Source organism: Halomonas sp. YLGW01, from assembly GCF_014840935.1.
Taxonomy (GTDB): domain Bacteria; phylum Pseudomonadota; class Gammaproteobacteria; order Pseudomonadales; family Halomonadaceae; genus Onishia.
In genome coordinates, this window is the sequence record NZ_CP062005.1 from 3331521 (window position 1) to 3352699 (window position 21179).

Annotated in this window: 19 protein-coding genes; 10 read left to right on the top strand and 9 right to left on the bottom strand. The window is 65.8% G+C overall.

The genetic code is table 11. From position 1 onward, the window contains the following. The first annotated feature begins 19 nt into the window (after window positions 1–19). Window positions 20–1624 (top strand): choline dehydrogenase, encoded by a 1605-nt coding sequence (locus IEJ03_RS15215; RefSeq protein ID WP_192035636.1) that lies wholly within the window; start codon window positions 20–22, stop codon window positions 1622–1624. Window positions 1625–1810: 186 nt separating this feature from the next. Here the strand turns inward: IEJ03_RS15215 and IEJ03_RS15220 are convergent, their stop codons facing one another. Continuing rightward, on the bottom strand, window positions 1811–3394 hold the full coding sequence (locus IEJ03_RS15220) for a BCCT family transporter (protein ID WP_192035637.1): 1584 nt from the start codon (window positions 3392–3394) through the stop codon (window positions 1811–1813). Between the two features lie 409 nt (window positions 3395–3803). On the opposite strand from IEJ03_RS15220, the gene glsB reads away from it, so the two are divergent. Beyond that, a complete protein-coding gene (glsB, locus tag IEJ03_RS15225; RefSeq protein ID WP_192035638.1) occupies window positions 3804–4745 on the top strand; it encodes a glutaminase B in 942 nt (313 codons plus the stop codon). Here the strand turns inward: glsB and IEJ03_RS15230 are convergent. Further along, window positions 4737–5621 (bottom strand): LysR family transcriptional regulator, encoded by an 885-nt coding sequence (locus IEJ03_RS15230; RefSeq protein ID WP_192035639.1) that lies wholly within the window; start codon window positions 5619–5621, stop codon window positions 4737–4739. The two genes, glsB and IEJ03_RS15230, sit on opposite strands and share 9 nt — an antisense overlap. A gap of 108 nt (window positions 5622–5729) precedes the next feature. Between IEJ03_RS15230 and IEJ03_RS15235 the strand changes: the two genes are divergently transcribed. Continuing rightward, entirely contained in the window at window positions 5730–6233 is a 504-nt protein-coding gene (locus IEJ03_RS15235) for a lactoylglutathione lyase family protein (RefSeq protein WP_192035640.1), read from the top strand. A 123-nt stretch (window positions 6234–6356) separates the two neighbouring features. On the opposite strand, the gene IEJ03_RS15240 is transcribed toward IEJ03_RS15235, so the two are convergent. Next, entirely contained in the window at window positions 6357–6911 is a 555-nt protein-coding gene (locus IEJ03_RS15240; protein WP_192035641.1) for a carboxymuconolactone decarboxylase family protein, read from the bottom strand. Window positions 6912–7115: 204 nt separating this feature from the next. Here IEJ03_RS15240 and IEJ03_RS15245 point away from each other — a divergent pair, with 204 nt between their 5' ends. Beyond that, window positions 7116–7724 (top strand): TetR/AcrR family transcriptional regulator, encoded by a 609-nt coding sequence (locus IEJ03_RS15245; protein WP_192035642.1) that lies wholly within the window; start codon window positions 7116–7118, stop codon window positions 7722–7724. A gap of 76 nt (window positions 7725–7800) precedes the next feature. Here the strand turns inward: IEJ03_RS15245 and IEJ03_RS15250 are convergent, their stop codons facing one another. Next, entirely contained in the window at window positions 7801–8829 is a 1029-nt protein-coding gene (locus IEJ03_RS15250; protein ID WP_192035643.1) for a helix-turn-helix domain-containing protein, read from the bottom strand. A gap of 122 nt (window positions 8830–8951) precedes the next feature. Here IEJ03_RS15250 and IEJ03_RS15255 point away from each other — a divergent pair, with 122 nt between their 5' ends. The 3 genes from IEJ03_RS15255 (at window position 8952) to IEJ03_RS15265 (ending at window position 11793) form a co-directional block, all read left to right on the top strand. After that, window positions 8952–10082, top strand: coding sequence for a TauD/TfdA family dioxygenase (locus IEJ03_RS15255; protein ID WP_192035644.1), 1131 nt, complete (start codon window positions 8952–8954; stop codon window positions 10080–10082). 26 nt (window positions 10083–10108) lie between these two features. After that, window positions 10109–10759, top strand: a complete 651-nt coding sequence (locus tag IEJ03_RS15260) for an HD domain-containing protein (RefSeq protein ID WP_192037360.1) — start codon at window positions 10109–10111, stop codon at window positions 10757–10759. Window positions 10760–10842: 83 nt separating this feature from the next. Continuing rightward, window positions 10843–11793 carry an ABC transporter substrate-binding protein gene (locus IEJ03_RS15265; RefSeq protein ID WP_192035645.1) on the top strand — a complete coding sequence of 317 codons (951 nt, stop codon included), beginning with the start codon at window positions 10843–10845 and terminating at the stop codon, window positions 11791–11793. Window positions 11794–11994: 201 nt separating this feature from the next. On the opposite strand, the gene IEJ03_RS15270 is transcribed toward IEJ03_RS15265, so the two are convergent. Further along, window positions 11995–13212: a hypothetical protein gene (locus IEJ03_RS15270; protein ID WP_192037371.1), complete on the bottom strand. Its 1218-nt coding sequence runs from the start codon at window positions 13210–13212 to the stop codon at window positions 11995–11997. Window positions 13213–13407: 195 nt separating this feature from the next. Here IEJ03_RS15270 and IEJ03_RS15275 point away from each other — a divergent pair, with 195 nt between their 5' ends. Continuing rightward, window positions 13408–14082, top strand: coding sequence for a Fe2+-dependent dioxygenase (locus IEJ03_RS15275; protein ID WP_192035646.1), 675 nt, complete (start codon window positions 13408–13410; stop codon window positions 14080–14082). Between the two features lie 258 nt (window positions 14083–14340). On the opposite strand, the gene IEJ03_RS15280 is transcribed toward IEJ03_RS15275, so the two are convergent. The 4 genes from IEJ03_RS15280 to IEJ03_RS15295 form a co-directional block, all read right to left on the bottom strand. Next, on the bottom strand, window positions 14341–15036 hold the full coding sequence (locus IEJ03_RS15280; protein ID WP_192035647.1) for a FadR/GntR family transcriptional regulator: 696 nt from the start codon (window positions 15034–15036) through the stop codon (window positions 14341–14343). Window positions 15037–15141: 105 nt separating this feature from the next. Further along, on the bottom strand, window positions 15142–16656 hold the full coding sequence (locus IEJ03_RS15285; RefSeq protein WP_242457999.1) for a tripartite tricarboxylate transporter permease: 1515 nt from the start codon (window positions 16654–16656) through the stop codon (window positions 15142–15144). Continuing rightward, window positions 16653–17126, bottom strand: a complete 474-nt coding sequence (locus IEJ03_RS15290) for a tripartite tricarboxylate transporter TctB family protein (protein WP_192035648.1) — start codon at window positions 17124–17126, stop codon at window positions 16653–16655. Before IEJ03_RS15290 ends, IEJ03_RS15285 begins: the two co-directional genes overlap by 4 nt. A 69-nt stretch (window positions 17127–17195) precedes the next feature. After that, on the bottom strand, window positions 17196–18161 hold the full coding sequence (locus tag IEJ03_RS15295; RefSeq protein ID WP_192035649.1) for a tripartite tricarboxylate transporter substrate binding protein: 966 nt from the start codon (window positions 18159–18161) through the stop codon (window positions 17196–17198). Between the two features lie 471 nt (window positions 18162–18632). Between IEJ03_RS15295 and IEJ03_RS15300 the strand changes: the two genes are divergently transcribed. Continuing rightward, on the top strand, window positions 18633–19409 hold the full coding sequence (locus IEJ03_RS15300; RefSeq protein ID WP_192035650.1) for an SDR family NAD(P)-dependent oxidoreductase: 777 nt from the start codon (window positions 18633–18635) through the stop codon (window positions 19407–19409). 145 nt (window positions 19410–19554) lie between these two features. Then, complete coding sequence (locus tag IEJ03_RS15305; protein ID WP_192035651.1) at window positions 19555–21126, top strand: aldehyde dehydrogenase (NADP(+)); 1572 nt, start codon at window positions 19555–19557, stop codon at window positions 21124–21126. The last annotated feature ends 53 nt before the right edge of the window (window positions 21127–21179 follow it).

Sequence of the window (21179 nt, forward strand, 5' to 3'; positions counted from 1 at the left end):
CTTCAACGGATGATGGCTCATGCCCAAACGCCAGATATACGATTTCATCATCGTGGGCGCCGGGACGGCGGGTTGCGTCCTCGCCAATCGGCTTTCAGAAGATCCGGACTGCCGTGTTCTTCTATGTGAAGCCGGGCCACGGGATAGCTCATGGACCCTCAGGATGCCGGCCGGGCTTCGCTCGGTATTCAAGCCCACCAATCGCTTCAACTGGTGGTTCCAGACGACACCTCAGGCTCATCTGAACGGGCGCCGCATCCAGCAGCCCCGGGGCAAGACCCTGGGCGGCTCCTCGTCGATCAATGGCATGACCTTCCTGCGCGGCCATCCCCGCGACTACGACGAGTGGGCCGAGCTCGGCTGTTCAGGCTGGTCCTATGCGGATTGTCTGCCTTACTTCAAGCGACTCGAGCGCTGCGACCATGGCGATGCGAGCTACCGTGGCCGCTCAGGCCCGGTGGGAGTCCAGCGTCAGGAACGGCTAGGTGAACTCAATCGAGCCTTCCTGGCGGCTGGTGCCGAGGCGGGCTTTGCCAAGACCGAAGACCCCAATGGTGCCAACCAGGAAGGCTTCTGCCGCTTCGACATGAGTGTGCGCGATGGCCTGCGCTCCAGCGCCGCGCGTAGCTATCTTCACCCGGTGGCCGACAGGCCGAACCTGGAGGTACTGACGCAGGGGCGGGTGCAGCGCATCATTACCGAGAATGGCCGAGCTACCGGCATCGAGAGCGAGTGCCAAGGCAGGCGAGTGAAATACCACGCCGAGCGCGAAGTCATCCTCAGCGCCGGGGCCTTTGGTAGCCCTCACTTGCTCATGCTCTCCGGTATCGGCCCCGCCGACCACCTGCGCGAGCATGCCATCGACGTAGTGCAGGACCTCCCCGGCGTCGGCGAGAACCTGCAGGACCATCTCGAGGCCCACGTGCAGGTGGAGACCGACCGCCCCGTCTCGCTCAACGCCGAGCTCCGACCACACCGAATGCTCTGGACCGGTGTGCAGTGGTTTGCCTTCAAGCGCGGGGTCGCCGCCGTCAACCAGTGCCATGTCGGCGCCTTCCTCAGCAGCGACTCGGCCGACGACCGGCCTAATATCCAGTTTCACTTCTTCCCGGTCTTCTTCGGCAACGACTGGCTGCCCAGTACCAGCGTCCATGGCTACCGATTGGGCGCCGGCCCCATGCGACCGACGAGTCGAGGCACGGTACGGCTAAACTCCGCCGACCCGTCCGAGGCCCCACTGATCGACCCTAACTACTTGGCGACACAGGAAGACCGGCAACAGATGCGGGAAGGCCTCGCGCTCGCCCGGGAAACGCTCGCGCAACCCGCATTCGCGGCCTACCACGAGCGAGAAACCTCTCCGGGCCCGGAGATTAGAGACGATGCGGCCCTGGATGCCTTCATTCGCGATCACAGCGCCAGCGCCTATCACCCCTGCGGCACCTGCAAGATGGGGCTGGCCAGTGATCCCCTGAGCGTGGTGACACCGGACCTGCGAGTGAAAGGCGTGAAAGGGCTCAGGGTCATCGATGCCTCCATCATGCCCCGTATCGTGGGCAGCAACATCAACGCCCCCACCTTCATGATCGCGGAGCGGGGAGCCGACCTGATTCGCCATGGCTAAGGGCCGCGCCCAGCCTCAATCACTACCGGCTCATTGGCACTAGGCGAGATGGTGTGAGGCTTGAGCCCCCGCGCTGCCCGCTTCAGGCCAACCTGCGATGGACCCAAAAAAACGCCCCCTGGGCCAATGGCGCCAGGGGGCGATGGTCAACGACCGAGCCGCGAGAACCATCCCCGCGGCCATGGCCTAGGCTTCGCGCTTGCGCGGCTGATCGATCAGCCCCTGCTCGCGAGCCATCGCGTAGGCGGCCTGCGGGCCGGTCCACAGCGAGGGCAGCAGCACCAGCGACACCGGGATGGCGGTGATCACGATGAACTGCTGCAGGGCGCTGATCTGGCCGGCGCCCATGTACAGAAGGATCGCCGCCATCAGCGCCATGGCGATGCCCCAGAAGGCGCGGATCAGCGGGTTCGGCGCGTCATGGCCGGCCCCGACGACGGAGATCGCATAGCTCATCGAGTCGCCGGTGGTGGCGACGAAGATGGTGGTCAGCAGCAGGATCGCCACCGCCATCAGCGAGCCGCCCGGCAGCGCCTGGGCCACGGTCAGGGTCGCCACGTCGAACTGGAAGCTGTTGAGGGCTTCGGTCAGGTCGATCACGCCGGTCAGCTGGTAGAAGATGCCCGAACCGCCCAGCAGGGTGAACCACACGGTGGTGGCAACCGGTGCCATCACGGCCACGGCGAGGATCATCTGACGGATGGTGCGGCCCCGCGAGATGCGGGCGACGAAGATCGCCATCAGCGGGCCATAGCCGATGAACCAGGCGAAGAAGAACACCGTCCACCACTTCATCCACCAGGCCGGGGCCGTCTCGGCGGTCATGGTGGCCATGGAGAAGAAGGAGGTCAGATAGGTGCCGAAGCCCTGGGTGAAGGCATCGGTCAGGAACAGGGTCGGACCGAAGACGAAGATCACCGCGGCGATCGCCAGCGCCAGGAAGACGTTGAAGCGGCTGAGCACCTGGATGCCGCGATGGATGCCGGTCATCGCCGAGGTGACGTAGATCGCACCGAGCACGGCCAGCACGGCAAGCTGACTGCCGTAGCCCTCGGGCAGGCCGAACAGCTCATGCAGGCCGAAGCTGACCTGGGTGGCCAGGAAGCCGATCGGCCCCACAGTGCCGGCGACCACGGCGATCACGCACAGGGCATCGACCAGGCCGCCCAGCGGGCCGCTCATCAGGCGCTCGCCGAGTACCGGCGTGAGCAGGGTGCGCGGCTGCATCGGCTGGCCCTTCACGTAGTGGGCATGGGCCATGACCACCGCGGTCAGGGTGCCGAGCACCGCCCAGGCGAGGAAACCCCAGTGCATGAAGGACTGCGCCAGGGCGCCGGCGACCGCCTCGGCGGTGCCCGCCTCGGTGTCGAAGGCCGGCGGCGTGACCACGAAGTGATAGACCGGCTCGCCGGCGGCGAAGAAGACGCCACCGCCAGCAAGCAGGGTGCACATGATCATCGACAGCCACTTGAAGGTGCTGAGCTCCGGCGTCTGGAGGTTGCCCACCTTGGCGTTACCGGCCGGCGACATGGCCACACCGATGCCGATGAAGAAGGTCAGCAGCAGCAGGAGCTGGAAGTAAGAGCCCAGGGTGCGGGCGGTCCAGGCGAAGCCGGCGCTGATGCCGTTGGCGACCATGTCGATGTCATACAGCGACAGGGCGATGAAGGCGACGATGAAGCCGACACTCAGGACGAGCACCACCGGGTCGCCCAGGCGAGGGCCGGCCTCGCGGGTCTCGGAGTGACTAGAACGGGCTGGTTGGGTCATGGAAAACCTTTGGTTGGGATGTCATCGCATCGCCCGGAAAACCGCAGGCAGGCGTTCGATGAGCGAGCATGGCAACGCCGATGGCGTCAGGGAGCGATCACTGATGGAGAAATCGGGGATGACGAAATCCGGGATCAGTGGTGAGCGTTCGCGAGCGAGAGGGGCCTTTCGTTCACGGAGCCTCCTGACGTGGCGAGAGAGCGGATGGAGTGGCCTGCAAGGCCAGCGGGAATCGGCAAGCCGATTGGAAAACCGCGCAGTATAACGGCGGATCTGCCAGCCTTCAAACTTTCTTGAACGCCCGCTCAATATCGAAGCCTCGTCGGATCGGCTAGACTGCGCGGTCTTTTCTCGCGTTTCACGCCTCGTTCTTGTCACTGCTTTTTGTCACCGATGGAGCCCTGGCTACATGACCGCCGACCTCGACCACGATGCCCTCCAGGCCCTGCTCGACCGCCTCAGTAAGGAGGCGCCCCGCTGCTTCAACGAGGGCAGGGTCGCCGACTACATTCCCGCCCTGGGGGAGGTCGACCCGGACCGCTTCGGCATCGCCGTCTGCCATGTCGACGGCCGGGTGCAGGTCGCCGGCGACGCCCACACGCGCTTCTCGATCCAGTCGATCGTCAAGGTGCATGCGCTGGTGCTGGCCATGCAGCGCCTGGCGCCCGAGGAGATCTGGTCCCGGGTCGGCCGTGAGCCCTCGGGCCAGGCCTTCAACTCGATGGTGCAGCTCGAGGTAGAGCAGGGCGTGCCGCGCAATCCCTTCATCAACGCCGGCGCGCTGGTGGTCACCGACCTGCTGGTGTCGCGCATCGTGGCCACCCAGTACACCCTGCGCGAGCACCTGCGGCGGCTATCCGGCAGCGACGACGTCGGCTTCGACGAGCGGGTGGCGCGCTCGGAGATGGATCACAAGGCCCGCAACGCGGCGCTGGCCTACCTGATGCAGGCCTACGGCAACCTGCACGCCGAGGTCGAGACGGTGCTCGACACCTACTTCCATGGCTGCTCGGTGGCGATGAACTGCGTGGAGATGGCGCGCAGCGTGGCCTTCCTGGCCAATGGTGGCGTAAACCCGCTGGACGGCAGCCGGGTGGTCTCGCCGGTGCAGACCCGCCAGCTCAACGCCCTGCTGCTGACCTGCGGCCTCTATGACGCCGCCGGCGACTTCGCCTGGCGGGTCGGCCTGCCCGGCAAGAGCGGCGTCGGTGGCGGCATCATCGCCATCCTGCCCGGGCGCATGAGCATCTGCGTGTGGTCGCCGCGCCTGGACGGCTACGGCAACTCGATCGCCGGCCGCCATGCCCTCGAGGGCCTGGTCGAAGGCATCGGCTTCTCGCCGCTAGGCTGACGGGCCGCCGACCAGCCGCGCCTTGAGTCGCTCGACGGCGCGCTCTGCCCGAGCCGACAGCGGCCACTCGGCGCGGTGCAGGAGCCACAGGGTATCGACCACCACCGGCTCGCCCTCGACGACCCGGATCGCCTCGGGGTGCGGGTAGGCCTCCCGGGCGAAGCGCGGCAGCACGCTGAAGCCGAGCCCCTGAGCCACCGGCTCGAGAATCAGGCCGATCTGGTTGGTGAAGCCGCGACAGGGTAGCCGCCGCACCCCGGGGTTGCCGGGGAAGCGGCGGCTCAGCAGCCGGGTGGCCATGTCATGGCCGTCGGGATGATCGATGAAGCCGAGCCGCTCAAGGTCTGCCCAGCTCTCGATCTCGACGCCCGCCGGCACCACCAGCTCCAGCGCCTCCCGGGCGAACAGCGAGACCGCGAGGCGCGGGTCCTCCGGGCGCTGGGTGGCGAGCCCCAGCTCCGCACGATTATCGAGCACCGCCGCGATGACCTCGGCGGTGGGGGCGAAGCGATGGCGGATGGCCAGCCCCGGGGCCTCGTGCTGAAGCGCCAGCAGGTGGGGATAGATGGCAAGGCCGATACTGCCCGGGGTGATCAGGGAAAGCTCGCCCTGGCTAGCGTCATCGCCGGCCAGGCGCTGCTTGAGGCGCTGATCGGCGGCCTGCATCTCCCGCTGGTAGTCGAGCAGCGCATGGCCCGCCGGGGTCAGTTCGAGCCCCCGGGGCTGGCGCAGCAGCAGCGGCCCGAGCCGGGCCTCCAGGTGCTTGATGTGCTGGCTGACCGCGGCCTGAGTCAGGTCCAGGCGCTCGGCGGCGCGGGTGAAGTTGCCCAGTTCCACCAGGGTCTCGAAGGTGCGCAGCCACTGAGGCTGAAGCATAAGCATCTCTTATCACGATCATAACGGCATGGTGGTTTTGATTATGGCGACCGACGCCTAGTATGCAAGGCGTTCACTTCCTTTCGCCTTACGGCAGGAGACAGCATCATGAGTCAGGTCTATCCCCGCACCTTCTCCCACATCGGCATCTCGGTGCCCGACGTCGAGGCCGCCCTCAAGTTCTACACCGAGGTCCTCGGCTGGTACGTGATCATGGAGCCGACCACCATCGTCGAGGACGACTCGGCCATCGGCGTGATGTGCTCCGACGTCTTCGGCCCGGGCTGGGGCTCCTTCCGCATCGCCCACATGTCCACCGGCGACCGGGTCGGCGTCGAGCTGTTCGAGTTCAAGGATCAGGAAACCCCGGAGAACAACTTCGAATACTGGAAGACCGGCGTCTTCCACTTCTGCGTCCAGGACCCGGACGTCGAGGGGCTGGCCGAGCGCATCGTCGCCGCCGGCGGCAAGCAGCGCATGCCGGTACGCGAATACTTCCCCGGCGAGAAGCCATTCCGCATGGTCTACATGGAAGATCCGTTCGGCAACATCCTCGAGATCTACAGCCACAGCTACGAGCTGACCTATGCCGCCGGGGCCTACGCCTCCTGATCGAGGCGCCGGCACCAGGCCGGGTCAGCCCCCGGCCATCAACGCAAAAGGCCCGCTCCGAGGAGCGGGCCTTTCTTGTTCCTGATCCAGGGCCTGAGCGTTACGTTTTCGCTCAGGCGCGGATCAGCTCACCTTGTGCCATTCGAAGGCCTGGAACGGCTGGTCGACCGGCGTCTCGGCCAAGTGGTTGGTGTAGTTGCTCATCACCTTCTGGGCGAGGCCCAGCACCACTTCCAGCACCTGACGCTGGGTGTAGCCGGCGGCCAGGAAGTCGTTGACCGCGGAGGCATCGACGTTGCCGCGGTTGCGCACCATGGCCAGGGTGAAGGTGCGCAGGGCCTCGAGCTTGTCGCTGGGCAGCGGCGTCTCGTTGCGCAGCGCCTCGGTGATGGCGTCATCGACCTTCATCGACTTGGCGATGGCGGTATGGGCCGGCACGCAGTAGTGGCACTCATGCTCGACGTTGATGGTCTGCCAGACCACGGTCTGCTCGTCGGCATCGAAGCTCGAGTCCAGGAACAGCTGGTGCAGCTGCTGATAGCCCTCGAGCAGGCCCGGCGCCTCGGCCATCACCGCATGCAGGTTGGGGATCATGCCGAAGGCATTGACGGAATTCTCGAGCAGCGGCTGGCTTTCCGCGGGGGCCGTGGTCTTGTCGTGCAGGGTATAGGAGCTCATGTAGTACCTCGTTGCCTTGAGTCACGAATCGATGGAGCAGAGAAGCGCCGAACGTATTTTTGAGCGATCGCTCAAATCAGGACATGACACTTCCTGCCGTTGATGTGTCTTCAGGCTAACTGGATTTGAGTGATCACTCAAGATAAAATTTGAGCGTTCACTCAAGATTCATCCGGTCGCCGCCGCGGCCGCCAGGACGCGCCCATGCCACGCCAGACCCGCCACGACCGTCAGCACTCCCTGGATCAGGCCCTCGCCCTGTTCTGGCGCAAGGGCTATCACGCCGCCTCGCTGAAGGATCTCGAGGGCGCCCTCGACATGCGCCCGGGCAGTATCTATGCGAGCTTCGGCAGCAAGGAGCGGCTGTTCGGCGAGGTGCTCGACCGCTACGGCCGCCAGGGACTGGTGGAGCTCGAGCGCACCCTGGCCGCCAACCCCTCGCCACTGGGCGGCCTGGCCGACTACCTGCGGCTGCTGGGTGGCCTGCGGGACACCCCCAGACCCTGCCATGCCTGCCTGCTGATGAAGACGCTGCTGGAGCTCGGCGCGGAGGGCGTCAACGCCCGCCTCGCCCGGGAGCTGCTGGACGGCATGGAGGCGCGCTTCACCGCCGCCTTCGAAGCCGCCCGGGAGGCCGGCGAACTCGCCGATGACGCCCCCGCGCGCCAGCCGGCCCGGCTGGCCCGCCGCTACCAGACCATGATCATGGGGCTACGCGCCCAGGCCGAGCGCGCGACCGACGCAGCCGAGCTCCACGCCCTGGCCGACGATCTCGCCGACGACCTGCTCACCCTGAGCGCTCGCCGCCACTGACCCTTCTTAGCCAGGCGCCCCACTGGGGATAGCACCCAGCGGACGAGGGCGATCCCGGATAAGCATCGGCCTGACATCAGGGCCTTGTGCCACGCAGCGCGGTGGCACGGGGCGGCTCGCCGAAGCGCCGCCGATAGGCTCGCGAGAAGTGGGCCAGGTGCGAAAAACCGGCGGCATAGGCGGCTTCGGTCACGCTGGAGTGGCTGTCGGCGAGGATGCGCTGGGCGTGGTCCAGGCGCATCCCGAGGTAGCACTGCTTGGGGGTCTCGCCGAAGTGGGCGGCGAACTGCCGGGTCAACTGCCGCTGCGACTGCCCCGCCAGCCGGCAGATCTCCGGAACCCCCAGCGCCTGGGCCAGGTTGGCCTCCATCACCGCCAGGGCGCGCACCACGCTGCGAGGCAGCGACGGATCCCCGCGGCGCTCGCGCCCCGTGGCGATGCCCTCGCCTCGCTGGTAGCCGATCTGTCGCCCCACGGCATCGGCCAGGGAGGGCCCATAGCGCCTCTCGACCCATGACAGCATCAGGTCGATGCCGGCCGCGCCCCCTGAGCCGGTGAGGCGGCCTTCCTCCCATTCGTAGAGCGCCGAGCTCACCGTGAGCTCGGGAAACTCCTGATGAAAGGCCGGCACGCTCTCCCAGTGCATGGCCACCCGATAGCCTTGCAGGACCCCGGCACGGGCCAGGATGAAGGGCGCCGTATCGAGCCCGCCCAGCCAGGCCCCATGGGCCGCAAGCCATCTCAGCACCGCCCGGTCCTCGGCCTCGACGGTGGCCTCCGGCTCGTAGGAGGACACCACCATCAAGCGGCTCTCCGAGGCCAGGTGATCCCGCCGCGCGTCCTGGCACAGGCTATCGAGCCGCCCGTCCACATCGATGCGCACGCCATTGCTGGCCACCACCGCCTGCCCGTCTGAGGACAGCAGCCGCCAGGCGAACAGGTCACGGCCGAACCGATTGGCGACCCGAAGGGGCTCGAGCAGACAGAACAGCGTCAGCATCGAGAACTTGGGCAACAGCCAGACGTTGAGGGTCAGCTCAGCATCGTCAGGCGCCAGCAACGGCGGCGAATCGGGCCTTACGTAGGGCCAGGAAGTATCGGTCATGAGGCCATTTGTATCATGAATAAGGCGAAAAAGATCAAATAACCGCCGTTCTCCGGCGTTAGGGTAGCGACGTCGCCCTCAATCAACGGGGCCATCGCCCCCTCAGCGGAGAACCCAGTGTCATGAGCATCAGCGGCCATCTCAGCCGGTCAGCCGACGGGCAGCAGCTTCACCTTCACTACGCCGGGAACGACCTCGAACTGGATGCCCTGTGGCTGCGAGAGCGCGCCCCGGATGCCGACACCCTCGACCCGCAGACCGGTCAACGCCTGATCGAGGCCGCCGAGCTGCCACTGGACCTGGGGGTCCTGGAGGCCAGCGTCGATGGCGACCGGCTCGAGATCCGCTTCAGCGACGGCCACCAGAGCCGCTTTTCCCTGGCGGCCCTGTGCGAGGAGATGGCGCCGGCAGACGAACTGGCCGGCCGCCAGCTGTGGGATTCAAGCCTCGGCGAGATTCCCCACAGTAGCTTTGCCGAAGCCCTGAACGACGACGATGCCCTGCTCGACCTGCTGGAAAACCTGCATCGTTTCGGCTTCGTGCGGGTCGATGGGGTACCCGACGAGGCAGACGGCATGCAGACCCTGATGCCGCGTATCGGCCCGCAGCGGCGCACCAACTGGGGCGGCGTCGCCGACGTCAAGTCGGTGGCCAATGCCTATGACCTGACCATGACCCAGCGCGGGCTCGAGCCCCACACCGACAACCCCTATCGTGATCCGATCCCCGGTTTCGTCTGGCTGCACTGCCTGGCCAATGCCGCCGACGGCGGGGACAACATCGTGGTCGATGGCTTCCGCGCGGCCCAGCGCCTGCGCGAGGAGGACCCCGAGGCCTTCGCCTGCCTGACCCGCGTGACCCCGGGCTTCCGTTACCACGACGCCACCGCTCGGCTCGAGAGCGAGGGCCCGCTGATCGAGCTCGACGGCCAGGGTCACCTCATGCGGGTGCGCTACTCGAACCGCACCGAGCGCATCACGGCCCGGCCAAGCGCGGAGCTGCGCCGCTATTACGCCGCTCGCCAGGCGTTCTACCGCCTGATCACCTCCGAGGCTCTGACCCTGAACATCAAGCTCGAGCCCGGCCAGATGCTGATCATGGACAACTACCGCTTGCTCCATGGGCGCAAGTCCTTCCACCTGGAGAACGGCGTCCGCCACATGCGCCAGGGCTACGTCGACCAGGACAGCACCGCGAGCCGTCGCCTGGTGTTGCGCGACCAGCGGTCCACTTCACAAGGAGCCACCGCATGAGCCAAGCCTCTCAGCCTTCCGCCCCGATGACCCAGGCCCGCTTTCGCAGCTTCGACGAGGCCCGTCGTGAGGAATGGGCCCTGATCGACGCACGTTTTCGCGACTACCAGGCCGATGCCAGCCGGCGGGTGCTCGCCCATCTGGATCGCCTGCGCGGTGATCACCATGGCTATCCGGTGGACCGCTACGAACATAGCCTGCAGACCGCCACCCGTGCCCTGCGGGCCGGCGCCGACGAGGAAATGGTGGTCTGCGCCCTGCTGCACGACATCGGCGATGACCTGGCCCCGGCGAACCACGCCGAGATCGCCGCCGCGATCCTCGAGCCGTTCATCGACCCGCTGAACGCCTGGATGATTCGCCACCACGAGCTTTTCCAGGGCTACCACTATCGCCACTTCTTCGGCCTCGACCGCCACGCCCGCGACGCCTATCGCGACCACCCGGCGTTCGAGCGCACCGTGCGGTTCTGCGACGACTGGGATCAGACCAGCTTCGATCCCGACTATGACACCCTGCCGCTAGAGACCTTCGTGCCGATGGTCGAACGCGTCCTGGCTCGGACCCCCTTCGATGGCCTGCCCGAGCTGGTGGATGAGCGGGCTGATGAGCAAGAGGATGAGCCGGTCGATCCCCAGACGCGCACATCGACTGCGGCGACGCCCGCCTCGTCATGACCAGGCCCGAGAGGGCCTCGAATGACGGATGACATCGCGACCGCCACCGGGCGGTCAACCTGCCACCCAGGAGACACAACGATATGAACACCATCCGATTGACCACCATGAGCCTGACCCTGCTGGCAGGGCTTGGCTTGGCCAGCCACACCCTGGCCGCCGCCGGCGACCGTGACGACACCCTGCGGATGGTCGTGCCACCCTGGCCCGGGGTCACCGTCAAGAGCGAGATCCTCGCCCAGCTCATCGAACCGCTGGGGTATACCGGCAACAAGCAGGAGCTCAGCTCGACGGTCGGCTACCAGACCCTCGCCACCAACGAAAGCGATGTCTTCCTAGCCGGCTGGATGCCCTCCCAGAAGAACATCTACGACGCTGCCATGGCCAAGGACGCCATCGTCGATCTGGGCAACAACATCAGCGGCGCGCGCATGGGCTTCGCCGTGCCGGGTTACGTTTATGAAGCCGGCATCACCAGCGCCGAACAGCTGGCGGACCCGGACGTCGCCGAGCGCTTCGGCCATACCGTCTACAGCATCGAGAGTGGCTCCAATGTGACCGACATGCTGGAGGGCGCCATCGAGGCCGACACCTACGGCCTCGGCGACTGGGAAGGCATGTCTTCCTCAACGCCCGGCATGCTCAGTGAAGTCGCGGCCGCGCAGCGGGACGAGCGCTGGATCGTCTTCTATGGCTGGACGCCGCACTGGATGGTGCCGGAATACGACAGCCGCATCCTCGACGATCCGGAAGGCGTCTACGGCGCCAACAACGGCCGCAACGACGTCAAGACCATCGTCTCCAAGGCCTACAGCGAGGCCAACCCGAACATGCGTCGCCTGCTCGACCAGTTTGCCTTCACGGCCGACACCCAGAGCGATTTCATTCGCGAATACAGCCTGAAGGAGCATGAACTGGAAGCCGTCGCCCACGACTGGCTGGTCGCCAACCCCGAGAAGGTGGCCGAGTTCCTCGATGGCGTGACGACCCGCGACGGAAAGCCCGCCCTGGCCGCGGTGAAGGCCAGCCTGTGAGCCCTCGCCGCTGACGAGCAGATCGCTGTCCCGAGCTGACCGCCCCCTAGCAAGAACCGGTCAGGCGCAGGCCCGGAGGAGGCTCGAACCACACGCCTCGCTGGCCCTGAGGAAAGCAGGGCAAACACCCGGCCCCAGACGGCAAAAGGCCCGCGACGCCAAGCGTCGCGGGCCTTTTTGGCTGAATCGCCCTGGCGGGCATCAGTAGCGCTTGAGCAGCACCTCCAGTTCGAAGGCCTTACTGGACAGCTCGCCGAAGCTCACCGCCGGCGTCTCGGGAACGGCGGCGCTCGGCCAGGCGGTCATCATGTCTTCATAGGCCTCGACCACCTCCGGGTAGGCCGGACCTTCCACGGCACTCAGGGTCGGCTCCTGGAGCGAGAGCATCTCGCGGCCGACCAGCATGAAGCCGCGGCCATCCTGGTACTCGGGGCCGTTGACGAACTGTTCGCCATCGATGGCCTCGATGTACTCGGCCAGGGCAGTGTTGGTCAACGCCAGCACCACCCGGCTCTGGAAGGTCGCATCCAGCTTGAGGTCAGGCTCGATCGCGTCCTGCGCTGCGTGGATCGCCGCGCGGGCCGCCGCGTACTCGTCTTCCAGGTCCGACCAGGCGCCGCCCTTCTCGGCTTCCTCGGCGACCGCCAGCAGAGCCGGCTTGAGGCCCTCGACGCCACGGGCATCCAGGCCCGCTTCCAGCGAGGTGTAGTACTCGGCGACGGGATGGAAGAAGTGAGCCAGCGCGTTTTCCTTGGCGCCCTCGCGGTAGAGCTCTGCCGCCACGCGCAGGTGGCCCTCCATCAGGCCCAGGGTGGAGACATAGACGCCGGGGTTGGTAGAGGAGTAGTGGCTGCCACCTTCACCACCTTCACCACCTTCACCACCTTCACCACCTTCACCGCCTTCACCGCCTTCGCCGCCGGCCTCGGCGTTCAGGTAGGAGAAGACCGAGAAGGCGTCATTGCCGCCATGGCCTTCGCCGCCTTCGCCGGCCTCGCCACCGTGATGACCTTCGCCGCCTTCACCGGCCTCGCCGCCGTGATGGCCTTCGCCGCCTTCACCGGCCTCGCCACCGTGATGGCCTTCGCCGCCTTCGCCGGCCTCGCCACCGTGATGGCCTTCGCCGCCTTCACCGGCCTCGCCACCGTGATGGCCTTCGCCGCCTTCACCGGCCTCGCCACCGTGATGGCCTTCGCCACCTTCGCCGGCCTCGCCACCGTGATGGCCTTCGCCGCCCTCACCGGCCTCGCCGCCGTGATGACCTTCGCCACCTTCACCGGCTTCGGTCACCAGCTGTGCCTCGCCGCTGGCGGAGGCGCTGACCGCCTCTTCGTCGCTGCTCGCCCAAGAGGCACCGCTGGCGCCCAGAAAGACACTGGCACCGATACCGACCCAAATCTTCGTCCGCGTGCTGGACATGATGATCTCCATGCTGTTGCGCTATCGTCTTGTAGGGGGGGCTGGGCAGCCGATCTCGCGACAGGAATGAACACGTGCGCGGACCCAGCCGGCCCTGTTAGGATGCCGACTATCGTATCGAAATACAAACGATTAACATTTGGTCCTGTATTTTCATCCCCGCTATCATCCCCACTACCCACCAGGAGTCCCGCCGTGATCCTCTGTATCGCCGACATCATCTCCCCTGAGCTGCTCGCGCGAGCACGGACCACCCTGGCCGAGGTGCCGTTCAAGGACGGGCGCGAGACCGCGGGCTGGCATGCGCGCACGGTCAAGCACAACCAGCAGGCCGATGGCCGCGACCCCGAGGTCTCCAAGCTGCGCGAGGAACTCACCCGGGCCCTCACCGGCCACCCGCTGTTCCAGATGGCGGTGCGCCCGGCCCGCATGAAGCCGCTGATGTTCAGCCGCTACGACGTGGGCATGGCCTACGGCAATCATGTCGATGACGCCGTGATGGGAAGCCCCGGCGGCGCCCTGCGCACCGATATCTCCTACACCCTGTTCCTGGGCGACCCGGCGAGCTATGACGGCGGCGAGCTGTTGATCGAGTCCACCGCCGGCGAGCAGACCTTCAAGCTGCCGGCGGGCTCGCTGGTGCTCTACCCCTCCTCGACCCTACACCGGGTCGAGGAGGTGACCCGCGGGGAGCGCCTGGCCGCGGTGGGCTGGGCGCAGAGCCAGGTCCGCGACCCGCGCCAGCGGGAGGTGCTGTTCGACCTGGACACCACCCGTCGCCAGCTCTTCGACGCGAGCGGCAACACCGACGCCTTCAAGACCCTCTCCAAGAGCTACGCGAACCTGATGCGGATGTGGGTAGAGGTATGAGGGTGAGGTAACGAGGCCGACGCCTGGCCTCGGCCTCGTTGTGAGGGCCTGTGCCCCGATGCCCCTGCCGGCTTAAGGAAGACACGAAAAAGGCAGGCACGAAAAAGGCCTGCGATGACTCGCAGGCCTTGCGATGTTCCTGGCGCACAAGGAAGGGTTCGCCCCTGCCTGCTCAGGCCCTCTTATCAGGCCCTCTTATCAGGCCCTCTTATCAGGCCCTGTCAGGGCCTATCAGGCGGTGACCGTCGGGCGGGAGGCTCAGTGTGCTCCCTCGAACATCCGGTGGCGAGCATTGCTGATATGCGCGCGCATGGCGGCCTCGGCGCGTTCGCCATCCTTGTCGGCGATGGCCTCGACAATGGCCAGGTGCTCATCCTGAACCAGTCTCAATCGCTCCTGTGACGCCATCAGCGAGAGCCCCCGGGTCAGGTTCATGCCCTCCTTGATGCTCTCGTTGAGCGATTTCAACACAGTAATATAGTAGTGATTGCTGGCGGCCTCGGTGATCGCCAGGTGCAAGCGATAGTCTTCGTCGGTCGCCAGCGCCTGACGCGCGTTCGCCTCATCGATGGCGTCATAGCAACGACGAATATTGTCCAGCTGCTCGGGCGTTCGCCTCAAGGCAGCCAGATGCGCCGCCTGCGACTCCACGTTGGTACGAAATTCGAAGCAGCGCTGGATGTCGGCGATGCTCGAAATGGGCGCGAACTTCAAGACGGCGCTGTCGGGCTGACGGATCACAAAGCTGCCAGAGCCCCGACGCGAGACCACCAGCTCATCCTCCTTGAGCCGGACCAGCGCCTCGCGCAGCACGGGACGCGAGACTTCGTATTGCTGACACAGCTGGGCCTCGGTCGGTAGTTTCTTGTTGACCGGGTACTGACCGTCGATGATTGCCGACAGGATTTTTTCATAGACCGCCGAAGCCAGTGAAAACTTTGCGTCACTTCCCATGGTGCATTGCTCCGGTGAGAGGCCGCCCTGCTGCAGCAGGACAGGGCGGAGGGATCCATTCAATCGTAAGTATCCAGCGTGTCATCCGCCGAGGGCTGTTCACCCTCAGGCCCCGCTACCCGCCTCGAAAGTGCCTCCCTGAGCGGGACGCTTCCGGATGGCATTGGCGATGATCATTGTCCAGACCAGGATGGCGAGGCCAGCCAGCACCATGGCGATGGGACGATCGACGAAGGCCAGCAGATCTCCATCGGATTTCAGTATCGAGCGCATGAAATTGCTCTCGATGATCGGGCCGAGGATGAAGGCCAGGATCAAGGGGCCGAGCGGAAAGTCGTTCGCCATCAGGTAGTATCCCAGCAACCCGAGACCCAGCATCACCCAGACATCGAACATGGTGTTGTTGGCGGAGAAGGCCCCTACGATACAAAAGATCAGGATCAAGGGGTAGAGAACCCCGGTCGGTACCGCCAGCAGCCTGCCGGCGCCCTTGATGGCCAGCAGGCCCAGGGGCAGCAACAGGAGATTGGCCAGCACAAAGACCATGAAGATGGCGTTGACCAGGGCGCCCTGTTCGGTAAAGACATCGGGGCCCGGCGTGATTCCCTTGGTCGTCAGGACCCCGATGATAATAGCGGTGACGGTATCACCGGGTATCCCGAAGACCAGTGCAGGAATATAGGCGCCGGACAGGGCCGAGTTGTTGGCGGCACTGGCGGAGACCAGGCCCTCGGGGTGCCCGGTACCGAACTTCTCGGGCTCGCGAGAGAACTTGCGACTGATGGCATAGCTGACCCAGGAGGCGATATCCGCCCCGGCCCCCGGCAAGGCGCCGATCAGGGTGCCCAGCAGGCCGCCGCGGGCCACACCTCCCTTGTAGCGCCAGGTGGTCGCGCCCACGCCCGCCATCACGTTCCGGCGGGGCACTTCGACCTTCGGCGTCCCATGGCCCGACGACGGAATGCTGCGCAGGAGCTCGGTGATGGCAAACAGGCCGATCAGCACCGGCAACAGCGACACCCCGGCCAGCAGCTCGTAGCTACCCCCGGTGAAGCGCATCTGCCCGGAGACACTGTCCATGCCCACCATGGCAATGGCCAGGCCAATCAGCATCGAGATGGCCCCTTTCAGCGGGTCCCCCCCCGACACCAGGATCGCGCATGACAGCCCCAGCAAGGCCAGCCAGAAGTACTCGTCGCTGGTGAATTGCAGGGCAAATTCGGCGATACGCGGTGCGAACAGGGCCAGCACCGCCACGCCGATGATCCCCCCCAGCATCGAGCAGGTCACGTTGATGCCAAGGGCGAGGCCGAGCTTCCCCTGCTTGCCCATCAGGAAGGCTTCGTCGGCATAGACGGCAGACGCCGGGGTTCCCGGCATCCGCAGCAGGGCGCCGGGAATATCGCCCGCCACGATCGCCATGGCGGTGGCCGAGACGATGGCTGCGATGGCCGGCAGCGGGTCCATGAAGAAGGTGACCGGCACCAGCAGGGCCGTCGCCATGGTGGCAGTCAGCCCCGGAATGGCCCCCATGAAGAGGCCAAACAGGGAGGCCGCGACGATCACGAACAACACGTGCCAGTCGAATACCATCGAGGCGGCTTGCAGGAGTTCCGTCATGAGTAGAGCACCTGTTCGAGGAGTCCGGGTTCGAGGGGCACATGCAGCAGTTGAGCGAACAGCCCCCAGATGGCCGCCGTGGCCAGCGCCGCGATCAGGGCCGACCGCACCCCGCCACGGCGGTAGTAGACTTGAAACAGCAACCAGAGAATCCCGAAGGCCACCAGCGGAAAGCCCAGCACCGGTACCAGCAGGATGTAGGCCACCGCACTCGCCACCACGGCGGTGAGCCCCTTAAGGAAGGGGCGCAATGCCACCTTGCCCGTCCAGCGACACCACGGCTGTCGCTGCCGTATGCCCTTGATGACCAGCAGACTGCCCATCAGCAGCAACAGACCGCCCACCACCTTGGGAAAGGTGCCGGCGCCGTAGACCTGGCGCGGCAAGGGGCTCAGATCCGCCGCCGCCACGATGAGGGCAGCCCCCAGGGCTGCCGCCATCGCACCCGACACCGCATCACTGGTGCGCATGATGAAGATCTCCCGGGCGTTGCAACGCCCCAGTCAAGGCGCCGCTGGCGCGGCGCGTCACCGGACGCTTCACTGAGCCAGGCCCAGCTTGTCGATGATGGATTCGTTGTTGGCGTCCTGCTCGGCCATGAATGCCTCGAACCCCGCCGGGCCTTCCCACACGGCACCGAAACCACGGCCCTCCATGAACGCCTGGAAGTCCTCGGAGTTCCACACCGCCTCGGTGGCGCTCAACAGCCGACTGGAGACTTCTTCGGGCAGTCCTTCGGGACCGACCAGGCCGCGCCAGGAACCATGGGACCAGTCATCACCGGTCACTTCCTTGGCGGCGGGAATATCCGGGAAGGCCTCCTCGCGCTCGCTGGCCAGCACCGCCAGGGTGCGCACCCGATCCGATTCGCGCATGGACTCGGTTTCTGGCAGCGACGAGAACACGATGTCCACCCCGCCGGCCGCCAGTTCCTGAAGGCCAGGCGCCGCCCCTTCGGTGGGCACCAGGTTGACCGTGTTGGGATCGATTCCCTGCTGATCCAAGAAGCCGGCGAAGGAAAGGTGGTAGGCCGCGCCAGGCGCCGACCCCGAAACCGTGTATTCGTTCGGAGAATCGGCGATATCGCCAAGGGCGTCATCCAGCGTCTGCCAGGGCGAGTCCGCATTGACGGTAAAGGCGGCGTAGTCGAGATTGAGCAAGGCGATCGGCGTGAAGTCCTCATAGGACAGGTCTGCGGTGCCGATATGCTGGTAGGTGGCGATCTCCGCGGTGCCGAGTCCCAGGGTATAGCCGTCCGGACGCGCCATCTTCATCGCCATATGCCCCACCACCCCGGAGCCCCCGGTGCGGTTGACCACGTTCACGGGCTGGCCCAGCTCTTCCTGAAGCCCCGAGGCGAACTGTCTGCCGACAGCATCCGTGCCGCCCCCAGCTGACCACGGCACGATCAGCGTGATGGGCTTGGAGGGGTAATCGTCGCCGAGAGCCACTGTCGAGGTGACTGCCAGCAGGGAGGCACAGAAAAGGCGTGGAAGCGTTCGCATGGATTATCTCTCTTGTCGTCGAGCTTCGGGAAGACACCACATGAAAGGATGGAAGGAGTGCTCTCGTGTGGCGTAAACAACGCCTGCAAGATTGCCCACGCCGATAAAAAAGACAAGTTTTTACATATTATACTTTGTGTTTACCCGCGCCTCACCTCGTCGGAAAGGCGCATGTATAGGCGAAGCTGCAGATGATGGAGGAGGCCTTTATATTATTGTTTTTAAAGGATAATTAATCAGATCAACAAATCATATCCTGGCAAACTAAGACTATCGTCTAAGACCTTGAGTGTCTTATCCCACTTACCCCATCCTGTTATTTGTCATTATTTGTTTGAACTGGACGAACCGCTGGGCTAGGGTAATTCGGGTGAGTGTTCCGGACTGCTCATTGGTCGCTGCAGTCCGCCATACACCCTCTGCTAGACCTCACCCGACCTGTTAAAGCCTGATTATCCGCAGGAGCACTTCATGTTCGCCGATCTCAACGACAAGACCGTTCTCATCACCGGCTCCACCAAGGGCATCGGTCGTGCCGCCGCGGTGGCTTTCGCCCGCCAGGGTGCCATCGTCGGCATCAACAGCAGCAAGAAGGACGAAGCCGCCCAGGAGCTGATCGCCCAGCTGGAATCCGAAGGGGCGCGCTTTGCCTACTATGAGCGTGACCTGACCAAAAGCGGTGAGTGCGAGGCACTGATCAACGCCTTCGTTGACGAATTCAGCAGCCTCGACGTGCTGGTCAACAATGCCGGCGGGCTCGGCGTGCGCAAGGGCCTCGAGTCCCTCGAGGACGAAGACTTCGAGCGGGTGATGGACCTGAACCTGCGCTCCGTGATCATGACGACTCGCTTCGCCATGCCTCACCTGAAGACCTCCGCCGCCAAGCGCGGCGAGACCGCCTGTGTCATCAGCACCGGCTCCATCGCCGGGCGTGAAGGCGGCGGTCTTGGCGCCTCTCTATATGGCGGTTCCAAGGCCATGCTGCACAACCTGCACCGCAACTGGGTCAAGGAATTCACGCAGGACGGCATTCGTTTCAATATCGTCGCGCCCGGCACCATCGATACCGCCTTCCACGCCGACAAGAGCGACGAGGTGAAGGCCAAGATCGCCTCCACGATCGCCATGGGGCGCCTGGGAACCTCCGAGGAGGTAGCGCCCTCCTTCCTGTTCCTGGCCTCCCACGCCGCCAGCGGCTACATCACCGGCCAGGTGATCGACGTCAATGGCGGGCAGATGTGCCCCTGATGCCCGGCCGGCAGGCGAGAGCCTGAAGCCTCCGCACCGACCCTCATTCCCCAACGACAGCAACGCGGCCGGATCCTCCTCTGGCCGCGGCAGGCCCCTCTTGCCTTCAAACACCTTGTCGCCACCACTTCTCGAGGAGATTTCCATGACACTGAAAGGCCACCATCTCATCGGCTACCAGACCCTAGCCGGCCCGACCGGTATCGAGGCCGTCAATCCTGCCTCCGGCGAGGCGCTCGCCCCCGCGTACGCGATGGCCGGTCAGGCGGAAGTCGACCAGGCCTGCCAGCTGGCCGAGGACGCCTTCCTGACCTATCGCCAGTTGCCGCTTGCCGATCGCGCCGCCTTCCTCGAGGCCATGGCGGACAGCATCGATGCCCTCGGCGAGACCCTGACCGAGCGCGCCATGCTGGAGACCGGCCTGCCCAGGGCGCGTCTCGAGGGCGAGCGTGGCCGCACCTGCGGTCAGCTCCGGCTCTTCGCCGGGGTCCTGCGAAGCGGCGACTACCTGGATATCCGCACCGAGCCCGCGCTGCCCGATCGCCAGCCCATGCCGCGGCCCGCGCTGGCCCAGCAGCAGATTCCGCTGGGACCGGTGGCCGTCTTCGGCGCCAGCAACTTTCCGCTGGCCTTCTCGGTGGCCGGCGGTGATACGGCGGCCGCCCTGGCCGCCGGCTGTCCGGTGATCGTCAAGGCTCACTCGGCCCACCCCGGCACCTCGGAGCTGGTCGGACGCGCCGTTCAGGAGGCCGCCCAGGCCTCGGGGATGCCGGAAGGCGTGTTCTCGCTGCTCTACGGCAGCGGCAACGAGCTCGGGCAGGCGCTGGTCAAGGACGCGCGCATCCAGGCGGTCGGTTTCACCGGCTCGCGCAATGGCGGCACCGCCCTGCTGCGCACCGCCCAGCAGCGGCCTCAGCCGATTCCGGTCTTCGCCGAGATGAGCAGCATCAACCCGGTTCTGCTGCTTCCCCAGCATCTCGAGGCCAACGCCGAAGGCCTGGCCGAGGCGTTCGCCGGCTCCCTGGTGATGGGCGCCGGGCAGTTCTGCACCAATCCGGGCCTCGTCCTGGCACTGAGCGGAGCGGCGCTGGAACGCTTCGTCGATCGGGCGGGCCAGGCCATCAGCGAGGCCGAGGCTCAGCTGATGCTGACACCGGGCATCCACGCCGCCTACGAAGAGGGCGTCGCGCGCCTTCAGGGCAGGGACGGGGTAACGCGCGTCGCCATGGGCAAGGAGGCGCCAGACCTCGCCTGCCCCTGCCGGCCGCACCTCTATCGCACCAGCGCCGAGACCTTTATCGCCGACCCGGTGCTGCATGACGAAGTGTTTGGCGCCTGCGGCCTGATCGTCGAATGCAGCTCCGTCGAGCAGATGCAGACCGTGCTGACCGCCCTGGAAGGCCAGCTGACCGCCACCGTGCACCTCGAGGAGGCCGATCACGAACTGGCAAGCCGCCTGCTGCCGTTGCTCGAGCGTCGCGCCGGTCGCATTCTGTTTAACGGCTGGCCCACCGGCGTCGAGGTCTGCCATAGCATGGTTCACGGCGGCCCCTGGCCCTCCACCTCCGACAGCCGCACTACCTCCGTGGGCAGCGCCGCGATCCAGCGCTTCCTGCGGCCGGTCTGCTATCAGAACCTGCCACAGGAGATTGCCCCGGATAGCCTGAAGGAGAGCAACCCCCTCGGGCTGCCACGCCAGGTGGACGGCAAGCGCTAATCGCGGGTCCTGACGGCAGCAACTGAAAGACCAAGAAGAAGGCCCTCGCCAAT